This is a genomic window from Micromonospora sp. NPDC051227 (genome assembly GCF_044455385.1).
Taxonomy (GTDB): Bacteria; Actinomycetota; Actinomycetes; order Mycobacteriales; family Micromonosporaceae; genus Micromonospora.
Genome location: NZ_JBITET010000011.1, coordinates 19,726 through 38,467, shown reverse-complemented (window position 1 = coordinate 38,467; position 18,742 = coordinate 19,726). Strand labels below are relative to the sequence as shown.

17 protein-coding genes and 1 pseudogene are annotated in these 18,742 nt (G+C 73.3%); 12 read left to right on the top strand and 6 right to left on the bottom strand.

Translation table 11 applies throughout. The annotated features are described in order from the left end of the window. Positions 1 to 123: 123 nt before the first annotated feature. The 3 genes from ACIA47_RS24130 (at position 124) to ACIA47_RS24120 (ending at position 4,628) form a co-directional block, all read left to right on the top strand. The gene (locus ACIA47_RS24130) at positions 124 to 2,007 is read left to right on the top strand and encodes an ABC transporter ATP-binding protein (RefSeq protein WP_396710849.1); all 1,884 of its coding nucleotides are present in this window, start codon (positions 124 to 126) and stop codon (positions 2,005 to 2,007) included. Further along, complete coding sequence (locus ACIA47_RS24125) at positions 2,004 to 3,794, top strand: ABC transporter ATP-binding protein (protein WP_203124181.1); 1,791 nt, start codon at positions 2,004 to 2,006, stop codon at positions 3,792 to 3,794. Before ACIA47_RS24130 ends, ACIA47_RS24125 begins: the two co-directional genes overlap by 4 nt. Positions 3,795 to 3,878: 84 nt before the next feature. Next, positions 3,879 to 4,628, top strand: a complete 750-nt coding sequence (locus tag ACIA47_RS24120; RefSeq protein WP_396710848.1) for a DUF2470 domain-containing protein — start codon at positions 3,879 to 3,881, stop codon at positions 4,626 to 4,628. A gap of 122 nt (positions 4,629 to 4,750) precedes the next feature. Here the strand turns inward: ACIA47_RS24120 and ACIA47_RS24115 are convergent, their stop codons facing one another. The 3 genes from ACIA47_RS24115 to ACIA47_RS24105 all read right to left on the bottom strand — a co-directional run bounded on the left by ACIA47_RS24115 (position 4,751) and on the right by ACIA47_RS24105 (position 6,951). Next, the gene (locus tag ACIA47_RS24115) at positions 4,751 to 5,347 is read right to left on the bottom strand and encodes a TetR family transcriptional regulator (RefSeq protein ID WP_112582721.1); all 597 of its coding nucleotides are present in this window, start codon (positions 5,345 to 5,347) and stop codon (positions 4,751 to 4,753) included. 96 nt (positions 5,348 to 5,443) lie between these two features. Beyond that, on the bottom strand, positions 5,444 to 6,199 hold the full coding sequence (locus ACIA47_RS24110) for an ABC transporter permease (protein ID WP_356979646.1): 756 nt from the start codon (positions 6,197 to 6,199) through the stop codon (positions 5,444 to 5,446). Next, positions 6,196 to 6,951: an ABC transporter ATP-binding protein gene (locus tag ACIA47_RS24105; RefSeq protein WP_396710847.1), complete on the bottom strand. Its 756-nt coding sequence runs from the start codon at positions 6,949 to 6,951 to the stop codon at positions 6,196 to 6,198. Before ACIA47_RS24105 ends, ACIA47_RS24110 begins: the two co-directional genes overlap by 4 nt. Positions 6,952 to 7,546: 595 nt before the next feature. Here ACIA47_RS24105 and ACIA47_RS24100 point away from each other — a divergent pair. The 4 genes and pseudogenes from ACIA47_RS24100 to ACIA47_RS24085 all read left to right on the top strand — a co-directional run. Next, a pseudogene (locus tag ACIA47_RS24100) lies at positions 7,547 to 7,831 on the top strand (phosphoribosyl-AMP cyclohydrolase); the annotation flags it as partial. 216 nt (positions 7,832 to 8,047) lie between these two features. Further along, the gene (gene hisI, locus ACIA47_RS24095) at positions 8,048 to 8,479 is read left to right on the top strand and encodes a phosphoribosyl-AMP cyclohydrolase (protein WP_396710957.1); all 432 of its coding nucleotides are present in this window, start codon (positions 8,048 to 8,050) and stop codon (positions 8,477 to 8,479) included. Positions 8,480 to 8,537: 58 nt separating this feature from the next. After that, on the top strand, positions 8,538 to 10,091 hold the full coding sequence (locus ACIA47_RS24090) for an anthranilate synthase component I (protein ID WP_203125725.1): 1,554 nt from the start codon (positions 8,538 to 8,540) through the stop codon (positions 10,089 to 10,091). Positions 10,092 to 10,205: 114 nt separating this feature from the next. Beyond that, complete coding sequence (locus ACIA47_RS24085) at positions 10,206 to 10,796, top strand: Trp biosynthesis-associated membrane protein (protein WP_396710846.1); 591 nt, start codon at positions 10,206 to 10,208, stop codon at positions 10,794 to 10,796. A gap of 19 nt (positions 10,797 to 10,815) precedes the next feature. Here ACIA47_RS24085 and ACIA47_RS24080 read toward each other — a convergent pair whose 3' ends face one another. Continuing rightward, the gene (locus tag ACIA47_RS24080; protein ID WP_396710845.1) at positions 10,816 to 11,085 is read right to left on the bottom strand and encodes a hypothetical protein; all 270 of its coding nucleotides are present in this window, start codon (positions 11,083 to 11,085) and stop codon (positions 10,816 to 10,818) included. A gap of 487 nt (positions 11,086 to 11,572) precedes the next feature. Here ACIA47_RS24080 and trpC point away from each other — a divergent pair, with 487 nt between their 5' ends. Genes trpC through trpA form a run of 3 tightly spaced genes read left to right on the top strand, consistent with a single transcriptional unit; the run spans position 11,573 to position 14,458 of the window. After that, entirely contained in the window at positions 11,573 to 12,376 is an 804-nt protein-coding gene (trpC, locus tag ACIA47_RS24075; protein ID WP_030334428.1) for an indole-3-glycerol phosphate synthase TrpC, read from the top strand. 38 nt (positions 12,377 to 12,414) lie between these two features. Then, positions 12,415 to 13,653: a tryptophan synthase subunit beta gene (gene trpB, locus ACIA47_RS24070; RefSeq protein ID WP_396710844.1), complete on the top strand. Its 1,239-nt coding sequence runs from the start codon at positions 12,415 to 12,417 to the stop codon at positions 13,651 to 13,653. 1 nt (position 13,654) lies between these two features. Beyond that, positions 13,655 to 14,458 (top strand): tryptophan synthase subunit alpha, encoded by an 804-nt coding sequence (trpA, locus tag ACIA47_RS24065; RefSeq protein WP_203125723.1) that lies wholly within the window; start codon positions 13,655 to 13,657, stop codon positions 14,456 to 14,458. Between the two features lie 227 nt (positions 14,459 to 14,685). Here trpA and ACIA47_RS24060 read toward each other — a convergent pair whose 3' ends face one another. After that, positions 14,686 to 15,333, bottom strand: a complete 648-nt coding sequence (locus tag ACIA47_RS24060; protein ID WP_396710843.1) for an NUDIX hydrolase — start codon at positions 15,331 to 15,333, stop codon at positions 14,686 to 14,688. A 101-nt stretch (positions 15,334 to 15,434) separates the two neighbouring features. Here ACIA47_RS24060 and lgt point away from each other — a divergent pair, with 101 nt between their 5' ends. Both lgt and ACIA47_RS24050 read left to right on the top strand, forming a co-directional pair. Beyond that, the gene (lgt, locus tag ACIA47_RS24055) at positions 15,435 to 16,613 is read left to right on the top strand and encodes a prolipoprotein diacylglyceryl transferase (RefSeq protein WP_396710842.1); all 1,179 of its coding nucleotides are present in this window, start codon (positions 15,435 to 15,437) and stop codon (positions 16,611 to 16,613) included. A gap of 9 nt (positions 16,614 to 16,622) precedes the next feature. Further along, positions 16,623 to 17,810, top strand: coding sequence for an FAD-dependent monooxygenase (locus ACIA47_RS24050; RefSeq protein WP_396710841.1), 1,188 nt, complete (start codon positions 16,623 to 16,625; stop codon positions 17,808 to 17,810). A 52-nt stretch (positions 17,811 to 17,862) separates the two neighbouring features. Here ACIA47_RS24050 and ACIA47_RS24045 read toward each other — a convergent pair whose 3' ends face one another. Beyond that, the gene (locus tag ACIA47_RS24045; protein WP_396710840.1) at positions 17,863 to 18,708 is read right to left on the bottom strand and encodes a GNAT family N-acetyltransferase; all 846 of its coding nucleotides are present in this window, start codon (positions 18,706 to 18,708) and stop codon (positions 17,863 to 17,865) included. Positions 18,709 to 18,742: the final 34 nt, after the last annotated feature.

The window sequence follows — 18,742 nt, the reverse complement described above, 5'->3', positions numbered from 1 at the left end:
GTCCGCGCCTGCGGCACGCCGCCGTCCGGTACGTGATGGTCGACATATCCAGTCAGGGTCGGCGGCACTGGCCCCGACCGGTAAGGATGAGGGAGATAATTGCGGCTTACGGCGGGGGAGAGCGTGGCGAGCAAGACAAGTCGGGACGTTCTCAGTCGAGGGCTGGGGGTCCTGCGGCAGGCGATCCGTGAGCAGCCGCGGATCTTCGCGGTAGCGGTCGTCGGCAGCGTGCTCTTCGGCGGGATGATCATTGTGAGCGCCCGGGTCGTCGGGTCGGTCATCGGCGAGGTGGCGCTTCCGGCCATCGAACGCGGCGAGGTGGGCGCCGGCACCCTGGCACTGGCCGCGGCGGCGTTGTTCGGGATCAGCGTGCTGCGCGTGGCGGGCATCTTCGGCCGCCGGCTCGGCGCCGGCTACATGCAGTACCGCCTCCAGGCCTCCTACCGCCGCAGGGTGACCCGTCGGTACCTGGAGCTGCCGCTGTCCTGGCACCACCGCAACTCCACCGGCACCCTCCTCTCCAACGCCAACTCCGACGTGGAGGCGGCCTGGTATCCGATCGCGCCGTTGCCGTTCGCCGTCGGCACGTTGGTGATGCTGGTCGGCGCGATCGTGTCGCTCTTCGCCACCGACTGGGCGCTCGCCCTGGTCGGGCTCGCGGTCTTCCCCGCGCTGTTCGCGCTCAACGTCGTCTACTCCCGCCGGATGGCCCCCCGGCAGGCTCGGGCGCAGCGCCTGCGCGCCGAGGTCAGCGGCATCGCCCACGAGAGCTTCGACGGCGCCCTGGTGGTCAAGACGATGGGCCGCGAGGCCCAGGAAACCGCCCGCTTCGCGGGCCGCGCCGGTGAGCTGCGCGACTCGCTGATCGCGGTCGGCCGGCTGCGCGGCATCTTCGACCCGCTGCTGGAGACGCTGCCCAGCCTCGGCACCCTGGCCGTACTGGTGGTCGGGGCGTTCCGGCTGCGCCAGGGCGCGATCAGCGTGACCGAGCTGGTCAGCGTGGCCTTCCTCTTCACCGTGCTGGCCTTCCCGGTGCGGGCCATCGGTTGGGTGCTGGCGGAGCTGCCGCGCAGCGTCGCCGGCTGGGACCGGGTGCGCCGGGTGCTCGACGCCACCGGCGAGATGCCGTACGGGCAGCGGGTGCTCGACCCGGCCGGCGCCGGCCCGGCCACCCTCACCTTCACCGACGTCCACTACTCCTACCCGCCGGCCGAAGCACACCCACCCGGCGCGCAGGTCCTCGGCGAGGTCGGCTTCACGGTGCCGTCCGGTAAGACGGTGGCCCTGGTGGGGCCGACCGGCGCCGGCAAGTCCACCATCGCCTCGCTGGCGGTGCGCCTCGTCGACCCGGACTCCGGCACGGTGAGCCTGGACGGCGTGGACGTGCGCGAGCTGACCTCCGCGTCGTTGGCCGGCACGGTGGCCCTGGTCGCCCAGGTGCCCTTCATCTTCGACGACACGGTCCGCGCCAACATCGCCCTCGACCGGCCCGGTGTCGACGACGAGGTGGTCTGGGCGGCGCTGCGGCTGGCCGAGGCGGACGGGTTCGTCGCCGCGCTGCCCGATGGTCTGGACACCATGGTCGGCGAGCGGGGCACCTCGCTCTCCGGCGGTCAGCGGCAGCGGCTCACCCTGGCCCGCGCGCTGGCCGGTCGACCGCGTCTGCTGGTGCTCGACGACGCGACAAGCGCGGTCGATCCTCGAGTGGAGGCGGCCATCCTGGCGGGGCTGCGGTCGTCGACCACGCAGGCGGGAGTTCCGGCCGCGTCGATCCTGGTGGTGGCGTACCGCCGGGCCACCATCGCGCTCGCCGACGAGGTCATCTACGTGGAGCAGGGACGGGTGGTCGCCCGGGGCACCCACAGCGAGTTGTTGGCCACCGTGCCCGGCTACGTCGACCTGGTCACCGCCTACGAGCAGGCCGAGGTGGAGCGGGCACAGGAAAGTTCCTACGGCGACGACGTGGCACCGCTGCCGTCGGGCCTGGAGATCGAGGTGGACCGGTGAGCGCGACTACGGAAACGAGTGACACGCCGGAGGCCCGGCAGGAGACGACCTGGCAGACCCTGCGTCGGGGCCTGGCGCTCTCGCCGGAGCTACGGATCGGTCTGGCCGCCACGTTGGCCCTGGCGTTGGTCTACATGGTCGGTCGGGTTGCCGTGCCGGTCGCCGTGCAGCAGGGCATCGACCGGGGCCTCGTCGGTGGTCTGGATCTGAACGTGGTCTGGACGGTGGTGGCGATCACCGCGGCGATCCTGACGATCACCACGATCTGCGGCTACCTGATGATGCGCCGGCTGTTCACGGTCAGCGAGACGGCGCTGGCCAACGTCCGGACGCGCGCGTTCCGTCACGTGCACGACCTGTCGATGTTGCACCAGCAGTCGGAGCGGCGCGGTTCGCTGGTCTCGCGGGTCACCAGCGACGTGGACCAGATCACCCAGTTCCTCCAGTGGGGCGGGGTGATCCTGCTGGTCAACCTCGGTCAGCTGGTGGTCACCACCGCCGTCATGCTGGCGTACTCCTGGCAGTTGACAGTGGTGGTGTTGGCCGCGTTCCTGCCGGCGGTGTTCGTCATCCGGCAGTTGCAACGTCGCCTCGGCAGCGCGTACGCGACGGTGCGTCAACGCACCGGGGCGTTGCTCGGCGCGATCGGCGAGAGCGTGGTGGGCGCGCCGGTGATCCGGGCGTACGGGATCGCCGGGCGCACCGAGCGGCGGCTGGACGAGGCGATCGACCGGCAGCGGCTGGCGCAGCAGCGGGCGATCCGGATCAGCATCGTGGGCAGCTCGGTCGGGGAGTTGGCGGCGGGGGTGGCGCTGGCCGGCGTGGTGGTGCTCGGCGTGCTGTTGGGGGTGGACGGCACGCTGTCGATCGGCCAGCTGACCGCGTTCCTCTTCCTGGTGACGCTGTTCATCCAGCCGGTGCAGATCGCCACCGAGGTGCTCAACGAGGCGCAGAACGCGATCGCCGGTTGGCGTCGGGTGCTGGACGTGCTGGACGTCGCCCCGGATGTGGCCGACCCGGGGGAGCAGGGGCGGGAGCTGCCGGGCGGGCCGCTGGACATCCGGTTCTCCGGTGTGCGGTTCGCCTATCCGGGTGGTCCGCCGGTGCTGCACGACATCGACCTGGAGATCCCGGCGAAGAGCCGGGTGGCGGTGGTCGGTGAGACCGGCAGCGGCAAGACCACGTTCGCCAAGTTGCTGACCCGGCTGATGGACCCGTCGGCCGGGGCGGTGCTGCTGTCCGGGGTGCCGCTGACCGACGTCCGGTTCGACTCGCTGCGCTCCCGCGTGGTGATGGTGCCGCAGGACGGGTTCCTCTTCGACGCGACGGTGGGGGACAACGTCCGGTTCGCCCGGCCGGAGTTGACCGACGAGCAGTTGAGCGCCGCCTTCACCGAGCTGGGCCTGTCGGACTGGCTGGAGGGTCTGCCGGCGGGCCTGGACACTCCGGTCGGGGAGCGCGGCGAGGCGCTCAGCGTCGGGGAGCGGCAGCTTGTCGCGTTGGCCCGCGCGTACGTGGCCGACCCGGACCTGCTGGTGCTCGACGAGGCGACCAGCGCGGTGGACCCGGCGACGGAGGTGCGGTTGCAACGCACGCTGGACGCGGTCACCCGGGGCCGGACCACCCTCGCCATCGCGCACCGGCTCTCCACGGCGCAGGCCGCCGACGAGGTGATCGTGGTGGACCGGGGCCGGGTGGTGCAGCGCGGCCCGCACGACGAGCTGGTTCGCGACGCCGACTCGGTGTACGGCCTGCTCTACGCCTCCTGGCTGGAACAGACCCGGTGAGGTGCGGCCGTGTGGTGGACGTCGACGGGCGGGTGCTCTAGGCTCCGGGTTAGGTAAGCCTAACCTCTGAAGGAGGTCGCGCCAATGCGGCCCAACTCCGCCGAGATCGTCCGTACCCTCGTCGCCGGCCGCCTGCCCGGCCTCGTGCACCTGGCCCACCGGCCGGGTCCGCACCACGCCCGGCACGTCACCGACTCGGACGGACGGGTGCTGCTGCTGGTGCCGGTGGCCAGCCACCTGGCCGCCGCCCTGCAACCGGCCGCCGGGGTCAGCGACGTCGCGGTGGTGCTCGACGTGCTCGACCTGCCGCCCGCCGCCGGCGCGCCCGGCCTGGGTCGCGCCTGGGTGTCCGGCTGGGCGGCCGAGCTGCGCGGCGACGAGGCCCGCCACGCGGCGGTCGAGTTCGCCGCTGTGGAGCCGACCGGCGACCTGCTCGACCTGGGCACCCGGTTCCGGCTGTTCCGCTTCGAGGTGGTCGAGGTCCGCTGGGAGCGGGCCGGCGTCGTGCACCGGATCGACCCGGTGGAGTACGCCGAGGCCGAGCCGGACCCGGTTCACCCGGTCGAGGCCCGCCTGCTCGCCGAACTCGCCGACTGCCACGGCGCCCAGGTGACGGAGTACCTGCGCCGGCAGCTCGGGTTGACCGAGCAGACACCGGACGGGCCGCCCCGGGTGGTGCGCATCGACCGCTACGGGCTGGTGGTGGCCCTCGGCCGACCCGGTGCCCGGCGTCGGGTCCGGCTGGCCTTCCCGGGCCCGGTGGCCGACCCGGCCGAGCTGCCCCAACTGCTGCCCCCGTTGCAACCCACAGCCAACGCCCGCCCCCCACGCTGACCCCGCCCCAGCCCCGCGCCGATCTTGCACTTTCGGTTGTCTTTATGCGTGGTATATCCCTTTGGTCGGGACAGTAAGTGCAAGATCGGCGCGCGGGGCTGGGGCGGGGCGGCGCTGCCGGGTCAGCTTGGCAGCGGGCCGGTGAGGTAACGCTGGATCGTGGGGCCGATCGCGGCCACCAGGGTTTCCGGGTCCGCGGAGGCGACCGGCTCAAGGCGCACCACGTGCCGCATCATGGCCAGGCCGATCATCTGGGTGGCCACCAGGGAGCCCCGCAGCGGTAGCTCGACCGGGTCGACGTCGAGGTTTTCCAGCACCCGGCGCAGCACCTGGGTGGTGACGAACTCACGCAGCAGTCGAGCGGTCCACTCGTTGCTCACCGCGGAGCGCAGCAGTGCCTGTGCCGCGCTGCCGGTCGGGGAGTCCCAGACGCCGAGGAAGATGCGCACCATCCGCTCACCGACGCCGTCCCGGTCGCCGGCGAGCACCTTCGGCACCAGCTGACCGGGGTCGACCGGAAAGTTCATCGCGGCCAGGAAGAGCTGGTCCTTGCTGCCGAAGTAGTGGTGCACGAGCGCCGGGTCGACCTGCGCCGTAGCGGCGATGCCGCGGATCGAGGCGGCGTCGTAGCCACGTTCGGCGAACGCCGTCCGCGCCGCGTCGAGAATCGCCTCCCGGGTGCCCGGGTTGCCGGGTCGCCGGCCGGTCCGCCGCGTCATCGCCGCCTTTCGTTCGTCCGCCTCGGCCCGTGGTGGGCCGGCCCGGCCCACGCCGGGGTCGGCTGCCGCGCTGGCCGCCGCCCCCGGCTCTGGGAGTCAGCCGCTGCGTCGGCGCAGGGTGGCCGCCGCGAGCACCAGCGCCAGCACCACCGCGCCGAACACCACCGCGACGTCGCGCCACATCCGGCCGGTCGGTTCGGCGTGGGCGCCGACCTCCTGCAACGCCTCGATGGCGTACGACAGGGGGAAGGCGTCACTGAGCGCCTGGAGCCAGCCGGCCATCTGGTCGCGGGCCACGAACAGCCCGCAGAGCAGCAGTTGGGGGATCACCACGACTGGCAGGAACTGTACTGCCTGGAACTCGGTGCGCGCGAAGGCACTGCACAGCAGCCCGAGGGCGACGCCGAGCACTGCGTCGAGCACGGCGATCCCGATCACCAGCCCGATGCTGCCAGCGGTCTCCAGATCGAAGATCCAGTACGCCACCGCGGCGGCGACGGCTGCCTGCACGGCGGCGGCCAGCCCGAACGCGATGCCGTACCCGAAGAGCAGATCGAGCTTGCCCAGCGGGGTGGTGAGCAGCCGTTCCAGCGTGCCCGAGGTGCGTTCCCGCAGCATGGCGATGCTGGTCACCAGAAACATGATCACGAAGGGAAAGATGCCGAGCATCACCAGCGCGATGCGGTCGAAGGTCGTCGGCTGGCCGGGCGGGGTCGGTTGGTCGGCGTACATGAAGTAGACCAGCGTGAGCAGGACGGCCGGCACCACCACGAGCAGCGCGATGGTCCGCCGGTCGTGCCGGAGCTGACGCAGGATGCGACCGGTGGTGGCGGCGAGAATTCGCGCGTTCATGCTGTCTCCCGTGCGGCTGTCTCTTCGGTGCTGGTGGAGGCGGCCTCGCCGGCCCGGATGAGCCGCAGGAACGCCTCGTCGAGGTCGTCCACGCCGGCGGCGGCGCGGATCGCGGCGGGGCTGTCGTCGGCGATCAACCGCCCCTGGCGGATCAGCAGCAGTTGGTCGCAGCGCGCCGCCTCGTCCATCACGTGGCTGGACACCAGCAGGGTGGTGCCGGCGGCGGCCATCGTGTGGAACCGGGCCCACAGGTCGGCCCGCAGCACCGGGTCCTGGCCGACGGTCGGCTCGTCGAGGATGACCAGCTCCGGCTCCCCGACCAGGGCACACGCCAGCGAGGCTCGGCTGCGCTGACCGCCGGAGAGGGTGCCGACCAGTTGACCGGCGGCCTCGGCCAGCCCGACATCGCTGATCGCCCGGTCGGCCTCGACGCGCCCGCGCCCGTACAGGGCCGCGAAGTAGCGGGCGTTCTCCCGGACGGTCAGGTCGGCGTAGACGCTCGGGGCCTGGGTCAGGTAGCCCACCCGGTGCCGCAGCGCGGGGGTGCCCGCCGGTTGGCCGAGCACGGTGACCGTCCCGCCGCCGACCAGCTGCACCCCGACCACCGCCCGCATGAACGTGGTCTTGCCACTGCCGCTGGGGCCGAGCAGCCCGGTGACCGCGCCGCGCGGGACCCGGCAGCTGATGCTGTCCAGCACCCGCCGCCCACCCCGGTCCACGACCAGGTCTCGGACGGCTATCGCATCGTCCATCACGCACCTCCAGAGAAACTCATCACCTGTTGAACTCAACGCTAGATGAAATACGGCACCGCGCGCAACGCCCGCACCGTGTCCGGCGGTCGACCGTCGCGCGGAGCGCGAGAACGGGCAGTAGGCTCCGGACCGGACACGAAGTCCGGCAACGGGCATTGCGCGCCGATCGGACGTACGGCACGATGGCGCGGTGGGTCACGCTCCGTTACCGGATAGCGGTTTTCTTGAAGACTGGGCCGCGCGGCTGCGGCAGGCCGCCGAGCGGCCGGTGGTCGGCATCCTGTTGCGCGGCAGCCACGCCCGCCGCGCCGCCACGGCGCACAGCGACGTCGACCTCGACGTGTTGGTCGGCGGCGCCCCCTACGCGGCCCGCCGGGCCTACCTGGACGAGTCCGCAGGCCAGGTCACTCATGTCTCGGTGGCCGCCCGGGACATCCGGTCCTGGGTGCACCGACTGGGCGAACCGGCCGACTGGGCGTTCGGGTTGCCGGTCACCGCGCCGGCGCGGCTGCTCTGGGCCGACCCGCACTGGCGGCCCCGGATCGACCTGCCGGTGCTCTGCCAGCCCGCCGAGCCACCCCGACTGGAAGAGATGATCGCCACGCTGGGTAAGGCCGCCTCCGCCCGCGCGGCTGGCGACCGCCTCGGGATCCGGCTCGCCGTCGCCGACCTGGCGCGGCTCTGCCCGTCGGTGCTGCGACCGGCCAACCCGTCCGTGCGGGTCCACTCCCGCCGGGCGGCCTTCGCGGCGGCCCTGGAACTCCCGGTGGCCCCACCCGGCTACCGGACGGACATGCTGCTCTGCCTCGGGCTGCGCCCGGGCGCCACCGGGCAGCTCTGGGCCGCCGCCGTACGGCTGGTCGCCGGCACGCTGCCGTTGATCCGGCCGTACGCCGAGGAGATCGCCGACACGGCCGGCCCGGACCTGGCCGCCGCCCTGGTCGACGGCCGGCTGGACCGCTACGTCGCCCAACTGGCCCGTCCGGCCGGGCCCCCGCCGCACTCTGCGCCCTTGTCGCAGTCCGGGCCCTCGTCGCAGCTCTGCCGGGAGCGGTCGGCGGTGCCCGCGCCGCGTGCGGGAGAATTGGTGACTGTGCCCGTACCTGACCCGCCGGTGACCGGCGTCCCCAGCGATCCGAACGAGCTGGCCGCGCCCGCGTCGGCGCGCCCGTCCCGGCTCGACCCGGCCATCGCGGCCCAGCTGCGCCGCACCGCCGACGGTCTGGTCGCCGCCGTGGTGCGCGCGCACGACTCCGGTGAGGTGCTGATGGTCGCCTGGATGGACGACGAGGCGTTGCACCGCACCCTCACCACCGGCCGGGCCACCTACTGGTCGCGCAGCCGCCGCGAATACTGGGTCAAGGGCGCCACCTCCGGGCACCACCAGTACGTGCGGTCGGTCGCCCTGGACTGCGACGGGGACGCGCTGCTGGTGAGCGTGGACCAGGTCGGCGCGGCCTGCCACACCGGGCACCGGACCTGCTTCTTCACCGAGCTGCCCGTCACCGGGACGGAGGCACCGTGAGCGCGCGGAGTGCAGCGCGGCCAGGCACCGCAGTCGCGACCGAAAGGCGGGTCGGCTGATGACCGACGGCACCCTCAGCCCCGACCTGGCCACCTTCACGGCGCTGGCCGCCGACTGGCGGGTCGTGCCGGTCACCCGGCGGCTGCTGGCCGACGCGGAGACCCCGGTCGGGGTCTACCGGAAGCTTGCCGGTGGACCGGGCACGTTCCTGTTGGAATCGGCCGAGCAGGGCGTCGGCTCAGCCGGCATGGCCTGGTCGCGGTACTCGTTCATCGGCGTACGCAGCAGCGCGACCCTGATCGAGCGCGACGGTGTGGCGACCTGGCTCGGCCAGCCGCCGGCGGGGCTGAGCACCGAGGGTGAGCCGGTGCGGATGCTGCGGGAGACGGTGGCGGCGCTTGCCGGCCCGGTCGGGGACCCGTCCGACGGTCTGCCGCCGCTGACCGGGGGCATGGTCGGCTACCTCGGCTACGACCTGATCCGGCGTTTCGAGCGGTTGCCCGAGCTGACCGAGGACGACCTGGGCGTCCCGGAGCTGGGCATGATGCTCGCCACCGACCTGGTGGTGCTCGACCACTACGACGGCTCCGCCATCCTGGTCGCCAACGCGGTGCTGCCGCCGTTGGACGCCCCGGACCGCGCCCCGCAGGTCGCGGCCGCCTACCACCACGCGGTGGGCCGGTTGGACGCGATGACCACGGCGCTGTCCCGGCCCATCCCGCCGATGATCTCCACGGTCGAGCGTCCGCCGGCCGGCGAGGTGCTCTGCCGTACGCCCGACGGCGGCTACCCGAAGGCGGTGGAGGCAGCCAAGGAGGCGATCAGGGCCGGTGAGTGCTTCCAGATCGTGCTCTCCCAGCGCTTCGAGCGGACGACCCACGCCGACCCGCTGGACGTCTACCGGGTGCTGCGCACCAGCAACCCCAGCCCGTACATGTACCTGCTGCGCTTCGACGGGTTCGACATCGTCGGCTCGTCTCCGGAGGCGCACCTGAAGGTCACCGGGGCCGCGGACGGGCGGCGCCGGGCTTTGTTGCACCCGATCGCCGGCACCCGGCCGCGGGGCGGCACCCCCGCCGCCGACGCCGCGCTCGCCGCCGAACTGCTCGCCGATCCGAAGGAACGAGCCGAGCACGTGATGCTGGTCGACCTCGGCCGCAACGACCTGGGTCGGGTCTGTCAGCCCGGCAGTGTGGAGGTGCCCGAGTTCGCCACCATCGAGCGGTACAGCCACGTCATGCACATCGTCTCCACCGTCACCGGCACGCTGCGTGACGACCAGAGCGCCTTCGACGCGCTGGCCGCGACCTTCCCGGCCGGCACGCTCTCCGGGGCGCCCAAGGTGCGCGCCATGGAAATCATCGAGGAGTTGGAGCCGGTCCGCCGTGGCCTCTACGGCGGCACCGTCGGCTACTTCGGCTTCGGCGGCGACCTGGACATGGCGATCGCCATCCGGACCGCGCTCATCCGCGACGGCCGCGCCTACGTCCAGGCCGGGGCGGGGGTGGTGGCCGACTCGGACCCGGCCGGCGAGGACCAGGAGACGCGGAACAAGGCAGCGGCCGTGTTGGCCGCGATCGCGGCCGCCGAAACCCTCCGGCCGGCACGGTGAGCGCGAGGAGTGCAGCGAAGCGGAGCCCCGCAGTCGCGAACGAAGGGCCAGTTCGGTGAGCGCGAGGAGTGCAGCGAAGCGGAGCCCCGCAGTCGCGAACGAGGGGATGAAATCGTGAGCGGCGGGGGGCGGTCCGTCGTGGGCCGGCGCGCGTTGACGTACGCCGTGCTGCTCTGCCTGGCCGGCGCGGGCCTGGCGCTGTGGGCCGCGACGCGCAGTTGGTCGGTCGAGCTGACGGTACGTCCGGCGCCGCTGCCGCCGGTGCGTGACACCCGCAGCGGTGCGAGCCTGCTGCCGTGGCTGCCGGCGTTGGCCCTGGTGACCTTGGCCGGGGGCGGCGCGGTGCTGGCCACCCGGGGCCGCCTGCGTCGGGTGCTCGGGGCGCTGCTCGGCGTGCTCGGTCTGGCCGTCGCGGCCGGCGGCGGGTATGGGCTGGTAGCCGACGTGGGTGGCGACCTGAGCCGGCAGTGGCCAGCGCTCTGCCTGCTCGGCGGCCTGCTGGCCGCCGGGGGCGGCTGGTGGACGGCGGTGCGTGGCGGTGACTGGCCGGCGATGGGCGCACGGTACGAACGTCCGACGCGGACCGCGCCGCAGGCCGCGCCGGCGCAGAGCGACCCGGCCGGGCCGCCGACGCCGTTGGCGGGACGGCGGACCACCGAGGCGTGGGACGCGCTGGACCGGGGCGAGGACCCGACGGCCGGCTGACGCGGTGGCCTGCGGGCGGTCAGCCGACCGGCTGGCGCTCCCACTGGGCACGGCGACTGGCGGCGCGGGCGGCGGTCAGCTCGGCGACCAGGCGGTTCAGCTCCGCGCGTTGGTCGGCGCGGGCCCGGTCGGCGCAGACCGCCTCCCAGGCGTTCCCCCGTGCCGTCCGCATCCGTCCCTCGCCCACCACGGCCCGTTCCACGGTGTGCACCACTCCGACGGCGATCGATGCCACCGTCCGCGAGATGGTGGTCAGTCCGATGGTCTGGTTCGGCTCGGAAATGCTCATGGTCACCTCGCACGAGGAGTTGCTGCGGTCGGGGCAGGCGCGCCATCGAGTCTGCCCGAGGACGATGCTCGCCCGTCGACGTTTCGCCGCGGTGACCGCCCGGTCAACTGTCTCGCCTCGGTCGTGAACAGGCACCGTCCGTTCGGCCTTGAGCTTGCTCACAGCATCGATTGGCGTCGCTGCCGCCGGGCACCGAGCGGAAACTGGTGGCATGATCGATGGATCGGCCCGGTCTGACCGCGGCCGCCAGGCTCCATACCGCGTGACGGTGGTCGATACCGGAGGTGGCGCTGCGTGACAACCCCTTCACGGCAAGTCGGCCATTATGCCGCAGCCCTTTTCGTGAGCAGCGCCATACCCCCGGCATTCGGCGTCGGTCGGCTGCCCCTAGCATCGGCCCATGACGCCCGGAGAGGGGAGTCCGTTCGTGACTGCTGAGCATGCGCACGCGGAGGGGGACGAGGCCGGCCAGGCAGCGTCCGTAAGCGTGCTCGACGAGATTCTGGCCGGCGTGCGTGAAGACGTCGCCCGACGCCAGGAGCAGGTTCCGCTGGAGCGGATCCGTGAACTGGCAGCGGCGGCGCCGCCGCCGATGGACGCGTACGCGGCGCTGCGCAAGCCCGGCGTGGCCGTGATCGCCGAGGTGAAGCGCTCGTCGCCGTCCAAGGGGCGGCTGGCCGAGATCGCCGATCCGGCCGACCTCGCGGTCGACTACGCGGCCGGTGGGGCGCGTGCGATCAGCGTGCTGACCGAGGGGCGCTGGTTCGGTGGTTCGCTGGACGACCTGGCGGCCGTCCGTGCGGCGGTCACCGTGCCGGTGCTGCGTAAGGACTTCGTGGTCTCCAGCTATCAGATCCACGAGGCCCGCGCGCACGGCGCCGACCTGGTTCTGCTGATCGTCGCCGCACTCGAGCAGAACGTCCTGATGGGCCTGCTGGAGCGGATCGAGTCGCTGGGCATGACCGCCCTGGTCGAGGTGCACGACGAGGAAGAGGCCGACCGTGCGTTGGAGGCCGGCGCGCAGGTGATCGGGGTCAATGCCCGTGACCTGCGTACCCTGGAGGTCGACCGGTCGGTGTTCGAGCGGATCGCGCCCGGCCTGCCCAGCAGTGTCGTCAAGATCGCCGAATCCGGCGTTCGTGGCCCGCACGACCTGATCCGGTACGCCTCCGCGGGCGCTGACGCGGTCCTCGTGGGCGAGGGCCTGGTCACCCAGAAGAGCCCCCGCGAGGCGGTCGCCGAGTTGGTCAACGCCGGCAACCACCCGGCAACGCCCCGGCCGGTGCGCTGACCCCGCGCCGGTCTGACGTCCCACCGAGAGGATTCCCGATGAGCGCCGACGCGCTGGCCCCGGTGGCCGGCCCGCAGCCCGACTCCGCCGGCCACTTCGGCCGCTTCGGCGGTCGGTTCGTTCCCGAGGCCCTGGTGGCCGCGCTGGACGAGCTCGACGGGGCGTGGCGTACGGCGATGGCGGACGAGTCCTTCCGGGCGGAGTTCGGCGCGCTGTTGCGCGACTACGCCGGCACGCCTTCGCTGCTCTACGAGGCCCGGCGGTTCTCCGCGAAGGTCGGCGCGCGGGTGCTGCTCAAGCGCGAGGACCTCAACCACACGGGTGCGCACAAGGTGCGCAACGTGCTCGGCCAGGCGCTGCTCACCAAGCGGATGGGCAAGACCCGGGTGATCGCGGAGACCGGCGCCGGCCAGCATGGTGTCGCCACCGCGACCGCCGCCGCCCTGTTCGACCTGAAGTGTGTGGTCTACATGGGCCAGGTCGACACCGAGCGGCAGGCGCTCAACGTTGCCCGGATGCGGATGCTCGGCGCGACCGTCATTCCGGTCACCAACGGCTCGCGAACCCTCAAGGACGCGATGAACGAGGCGATGCGCGACTGGGTGGCCAACGTCGACGAGACGCACTACCTGATCGGCACCGCCGCCGGTCCGCACCCGTTCCCGGCGATGGTGCGCGACTTCGTCCGGGGCATCGGTGACGAGGCCCGTCAGCAGTGCCTGGACCTCACCGGTGGGTTGCCGGACGCCGTCACCGCCTGCGTCGGCGGCGGCTCCAACGCGCTGGGCATCTTCCACGCCTTCGTGGGCGACGAGGCCGTGCGGCTGTACGGCTTCGAAGCCGGTGGCGACGGGGTGGCCACTGGCCGGCATGCGGCGAGCATCACCGGCGGGTCGGCCGGGGTGCTGCACGGCACCCGCACCTTCGTGCTCCAGGACGCTGACGGGCAGACCCTGGAGTCGCACTCGATCTCCGCCGGCCTGGACTACCCGGGCGTCGGGCCCGAGCACGCGTGGCTGCACGACACCGGTCGGGCGAACTACCTGCCGGTCACCGACGACGAGGCGATGGCCGCGTTCGAGCTGCTCTGCCGTACCGAGGGCATCATCCCGGCGATCGAGAGCGCACATGCGCTCGCCGGCACCGTCGCGTTGGCTCCGAAGCTCGCCGCGGAGCTGGGCCGGGAGCCCACAATCGTGGTCAACCTCTCCGGGCGGGGCGACAAGGACGTGCACACCGCCGGCGACTACTTCGGCATCCTCGACAAGGAGCGGTGAGATGAGCCGGATCGGGGTGGCCTTCGACAAGGCCCGCGCCGACGGACGGGCACTGCTGGTCGGCTGCATGCCGGCCGGTTTCCCCACCGTCGACGGCAGCATCGCCGCGATGACCGCCATGGTCGAGGCCGGCGTCGACGTGATCGAGGTGGAGATTCCCTACTCCGACCCGGTGATGGACGGGCCGGTGATCCAGCGGGCCAGTGACATCGCGCTGGCCGGGGGCGTACGCACCGCGGACACGATGCGCATCATCGAGGCGGTGGCGGCCACCGGCGCTCCGGTGGTCACCATGACCTACTGGAACCCGGTCGAGCGGTACGGCGTGGACGTCTTCGCCCGTGACCTGGCCTCCGCCGGCGGCACCGGCCTGATCACCCCGGACCTCATCCCCGACGAGGCCGACGAGTGGCTGGCCGCCTCGGACGCGCACGGGCTGGACCGCACGTTCCTGGTCTCGCCGTCGTCCACCGACGCCCGGCTGGCGATGACGGTGCAGCACTGCCGTGGCTTCGTCTACGCGACCGCCGTGATGGGGGTGACCGGCGCCCGGGCGCGTACCTCTGACGCCGCACCGACGCTGGTCTCCCGGGCCCGCGCGGTCACCGACCTGCCGATCGGTGTCGGCCTGGGTGTGGGTACCGGCGCGCAGGCCGGCACCGTCGCCGGTTACGCCGATGGGGTGATCGTGGGCAGCGCGCTGGTCCGGTGTGTGCTCGACGCGCCCACCGAGGCCGACGGGCTGGCCGCCCTGCGCACGCTCAGCGCCGAACTCGCCGAGGGCGTCCGCAACCCCACCCGCTGAGCCCGGCCCTCGCTGAGCCCGGCCTCGCCGACGCGGCCCGGCTCACCTCTTGGCGCTTTGCCGGCGTGGCGGCCGGCCGGACCGCGCAGCGCGGGGGCATGTCTGTCTGTTGAGGGGTCACCTGTGAGTCATGAATACGACTCACAGGTATACCGCCTAGTCGGATGTGGCCTGGCAGGCGAGGTTGTCCGCGACCACGCGGCGGACCTCGGGACGGTTGCCGCCTGTCAGGGATGCAGGGACCGGTCCGGGGCCTCGCCGCGCTGCTCCGGCGGCTGCCCCGCTCCCGGATGCCCGTCCCGGCCGATCCCGGTCCGCTGCTCGTCCCGGCCGGTCCCCGGGCGCCGCGCGTCCCTGTCGGTTGTCGGGCGGCTGCCCTCGGCTGGGCGAGCCGCCAGCAGCGGCGCGGGGGCGACGGCGCCGGGCACGCAGCTGACCTCGCGGAGCACGCCGGAGCGGCCGGCGGTCGCGTCGGTGACGGCGGCTCGGGTGAGCGGGGTGACCACCTCGGGCAGCGCGTCGGGGGAGTGCCAGGACAATCGACAGCCCGGCGGTGGGTCGGTGACGGGTCGGACCCCGGCCGCGCGGGCGCGGAACACGTGCACGAGGACGTCCGGAAGCGGGCCGGCGCGTCCCGCCGCGGCCTCCCCCGAAGGGCCGCTCACCTGGTAGATGCCGACCAGGTCGGTCAGCTCGATGTCCCAGCCGGTCTCCGCGCGAATGTCCCGTAGCGCCGCCCGCACCGGGCCCTCGGCCGGGCGCAGCCGCCCGCCGGGCAACGCGTAGCGGCGGGCACCCCGACCCTGCTGGCAGAGCAGCACTCGACCGGTGTCGTCGGTGACGATCGCGGCGACCGCCCAGGTGAGCGTGCTCATGGACAAAGAGCCTACGGCGGCCCAAACCAGAAGTCACCGGGATGCGCCCACAGCGGCCCGGGGTGCCGCTGTGGGGGTGTGCAGCGGTAGCGTGTGCACCCGTGACCCTCGCCTCGCTCTCCCCCCAGGCGGCCCTGCCCAGCCCCAGCACCGCGGTCTGGCAGCTCGGGCCGGTGCCGATCCGGGCCTACGCGCTCTGCATCATCGCCGGCATCGTGCTGGCCTGCTGGGTGACGGAGCGCCGGCTGCGGCAGCGCGGCGTCGCGCCCGGCGCGGTGCTCGACATTGCTGTCTGGGCGGTGCCCGCCGGCATCATCGGCGCCCGGATCTACCATGTGGTCACCTCTCCCGAGAAGTACTTCGGGGCCGGTGGGGACCCGATCAAGGCGTTCGCCATCTGGGAGGGCGGTCTCGGCATCTGGGGCGCGGTCGCCGGTGGCGCGCTCGGCGCCTGGATCGCGGCCCGACAGCTCGGCATTCCGTTCGGCGTGGTGGCCGACGCGCTGGCCCCCGGGCTGCCGCTGGCCCAGGCCGTCGGCCGCATCGGCAACTGGTTCAACAACGAGCTCTTCGGTGGCCGGACGACCCTGCCGTGGGGTTTGGAGATCCACCGGATGGACCCGGACAACCCCGGGCACGCCCTCCGCGACGACGCCGGGCAGCCGATCCTCGAACCGGGTCTCTACCAGCCGACCTTCCTCTACGAGGCGCTGTGGAACCTCGGCGTCGTAGCTCTGGTCCTCATCCTCGACCGCCGGATGAAGCTGGGCCGGGGCCGGGCGTTCGCGCTCTACGTGATGGGTTACACCGTCGGCCGGTTCTGGATCGAACTGATGCGCACCGACGAGGCCAACCAGATCCTCGGCGTCCGGCTCAACGTCTGGACCGCCGCCCTGGTCTTCCTCGGCGCCCTGATCTACTTCGTACGGGTGCGTGGCCCTCGGGACTACCTGATCCCGCTCGGCCCGGCGGCGACGACGACCCCGCCCCCCACGTCCGACCTGTCCCAGGTCGACCTCTCCGAGCGGGAGACCCCCACGCGGGCCGCCGCGCCGGAGGGCTACCGGGTGGTGAGCGAGGAGCAGTACGCCGCCTGGCAGGACACCGGCGTCGTACCGGCGGCGGACGACGACTCCCGGCCGGCTGATGGGCAGCCGTCCGACGACACGGCAGCCGCCGACCTCACGTCGAGCGACGACGAGCCGGTAGACGAACCGTCCGCCGCTCGCACCGACCGGGCCGACGCCACGGGCGCGCGTCCCGCCGACCGGGACAGCTGAGCGGCACCGATGCGAAGCGCGGTGGTGGTCGGCGCAGGGGTCGGTGGCCTCGCGGTGGCCGGCGCGCTGGCTCGTTCCGGCTGGCAGGTCACCCTGTTGGAACGCGCCGAACGGGTCCGTCCCGAGTCGACCGCAGTGGTGCTCTGGCCCAACGGCGTCCGCGCGCTCCAGGCCCTCGGCCTCGGCGCTGGCCTGGCCGCCATCGCCACCCCGTTGCCCGACGGCGGGGTTCGTCGCCCGGACGGGCACTGGCTCGTGCAGCCCCGGCCCGTCCCGGCCGACCGGATGCCGGTGGTCGTGCACCGCGAGGATCTGCACGACGCGCTCATCGCCGGCCTCGGCGAGCGGGTCGAGTTGCGGACCGGGGTGACAGTGCGCCACGTCCGCGTCGAGCCGGGCGAGCGGCCGGGGGTCAGCGACGGGCGGCAGACCATCGAGGCCGATCTGGTGGTGGCCGCCGACGGCACGGACAGCGGCATCCGCCGCCAACTCGCGCCCGACTCCCGGGTGGTCAGCTCCGGGTGCGCCGCCTGGCGGGCCGTCATCCCCTGGTACCAGGCACCTCGACTCCCCGACGATCAGCCGCTGGCCGGTGAGATTCTCGGCGCGGGTTACCGGTTCGTAGCCGCGTCGCTGGGCGAGCGCGGCTCCTCGGGCGGGTCCACCCGGGGCGGCATCTACTGGGTGGCCACCGCCGCCGGCGCGCCCCGCCCCGAACCACCGGAGACCCAGCTCGCCCTGCTGCGCCGCTGGTACGCGGGCTGGCCCGCTCCGGTCGGCGCGCTGCTCGACGCCACCGACCCGACCGACCTGGTCCAACAGGAGGTCCGCGAGCTGCGCCCGCTGCCCCGGGCGTACGGCTTTCCGGTCGGGCCCGGTGGGGTGGTGCTGCTCGGCGACGCGGCGCACGCCATGCCGCCGCACCTCGGGCAGGGTGCCTGCCTCGCGTTCGAGGACGCCGCCACGCTCGCGTCGCTGCTGCGGGAGGCCCGGCTGCCCGACGCCGTCCAGGCGTACGACCGGTTGCGCCGCCCCCGAGCCGCGACAGTGGTCCGGCAGACCCGGCGGATGTCGGCGGTGCTCCAGACCCGCGGCCGGTTGGCGCTGCGCGCCCGGGACGCCGCACTGGGCACGATCAACTCCCGGCTGCTCTCCAGCGCCGCCGCCTCCGCCGCCCAGTGGCGCCCCCCGACCTGACCTCTGCCGCGGCAGGTCAGCGGAGCGGGGCGGGTCAGCGGAGCGGGGCGGGTCAGGGGATGAGCGCGGCGGGTTCGGCGATGCAGGCGGTGCCGATTCGGCGGAAGCCGACCCGCAGGTAGACCCGCGCGATCTCCTCGCTGCCCGCGGAGAGGAAGACCAGCTCGGTGCCGGCCGCCAGCAGTTCCCGGGCCAGGGTGGCGGTCAGCGCGGCGCCCAGCCCGCGTCGTCGGGCGGACGGCAGGGTGGCCACCCCGGCGATCTCCGCGACGTCGTCCACCCGCATCGCCATGCCACTGGCGAGCGCGCCTTCGGTCGGCGTGCCGGCCAGCGCGGAGATCCGTCGCCCGTCGGCGATCCGAACGCGCTCCTCGTCGAGCGCGGCCAGTTCGAGTTCGGTGACGGCGGCGTCGCGTTCGGCCGGGCCGGCCTCGCCGGGCGCGGTGCCGGCGGCGGCGAACGCCACCGCTGCCACCGCACGCCGGGCGGCGACATCGGCGGCGAAGCCGGGGGAGTCAGCTGCCAGCACCCGCACCGCCGCGTCGGAGAGCGTCGCCGGGTCGGGCAGCGCGCTCGGGTCGAGCACCATCAGCGGCGCCTCCAGCACGCTGAGTCCCGCCGAGCGGGCCACCGCCAGCAGCTCCGGGGTCGTCTCGTGCACCCACTCGAAGGCTTCTGGCAGGCCCAGCTTCCGCTGGCGTTCGCGAACCGAGACCACATCGGCAAGCGACGGCGGCTCAGTGGCGTCGATCCGGGGGCGGGCGTAGAACGGCCAGCCGGCACCTTCGCGGACGAACAGCACCAGCGCGCCATGCTCCTCCGCACCGGCGACGTCGCGGGGCACCGCGTCGTAGAAGCGTTCCAACCGGTCGAAGACGTGCTTGTGTAGCGGATCCACCGCGCGAGACTACACGTCCCAGCCAGTGGACGGT

Bases quoted from the DNA above. Each gene is read 5' to 3' on its own strand.
- ACIA47_RS24120 (WP_396710848.1), top strand. From the start codon at position 3,879: ATGCGGCCCAACTCCGCCGAGATCGTCCGTACCCTCGTCGCCGGCCGC.
- ACIA47_RS24115 (WP_112582721.1), bottom strand. From the start codon at position 5,347: ATGACGCGGCGGACCGGCCGGCGACCCGGCAACCCGGGCACCCGGGAG.
- ACIA47_RS24110 (WP_356979646.1), bottom strand. From the start codon at position 6,199: ATGAACGCGCGAATTCTCGCCGCCACCACCGGTCGCATCCTGCGTCAG.
- ACIA47_RS24105 (WP_396710847.1), bottom strand. From the start codon at position 6,951: ATGGACGATGCGATAGCCGTCCGAGACCTGGTCGTGGACCGGGGTGGG.
- ACIA47_RS24090 (WP_203125725.1), top strand. From the start codon at position 8,538: ATGACCGACGGCACCCTCAGCCCCGACCTGGCCACCTTCACGGCGCTG.
- ACIA47_RS24080 (WP_396710845.1), bottom strand. From the start codon at position 11,085: ATGAGCATTTCCGAGCCGAACCAGACCATCGGACTGACCACCATCTCG.
- trpB (WP_396710844.1), top strand. From the start codon at position 12,415: ATGAGCGCCGACGCGCTGGCCCCGGTGGCCGGCCCGCAGCCCGACTCC.
- trpA (WP_203125723.1), top strand. From the start codon at position 13,655: ATGAGCCGGATCGGGGTGGCCTTCGACAAGGCCCGCGCCGACGGACGG.
- ACIA47_RS24060 (WP_396710843.1), bottom strand. From the start codon at position 15,333: ATGAGCACGCTCACCTGGGCGGTCGCCGCGATCGTCACCGACGACACC.
- ACIA47_RS24050 (WP_396710841.1), top strand. From the start codon at position 16,623: ATGCGAAGCGCGGTGGTGGTCGGCGCAGGGGTCGGTGGCCTCGCGGTG.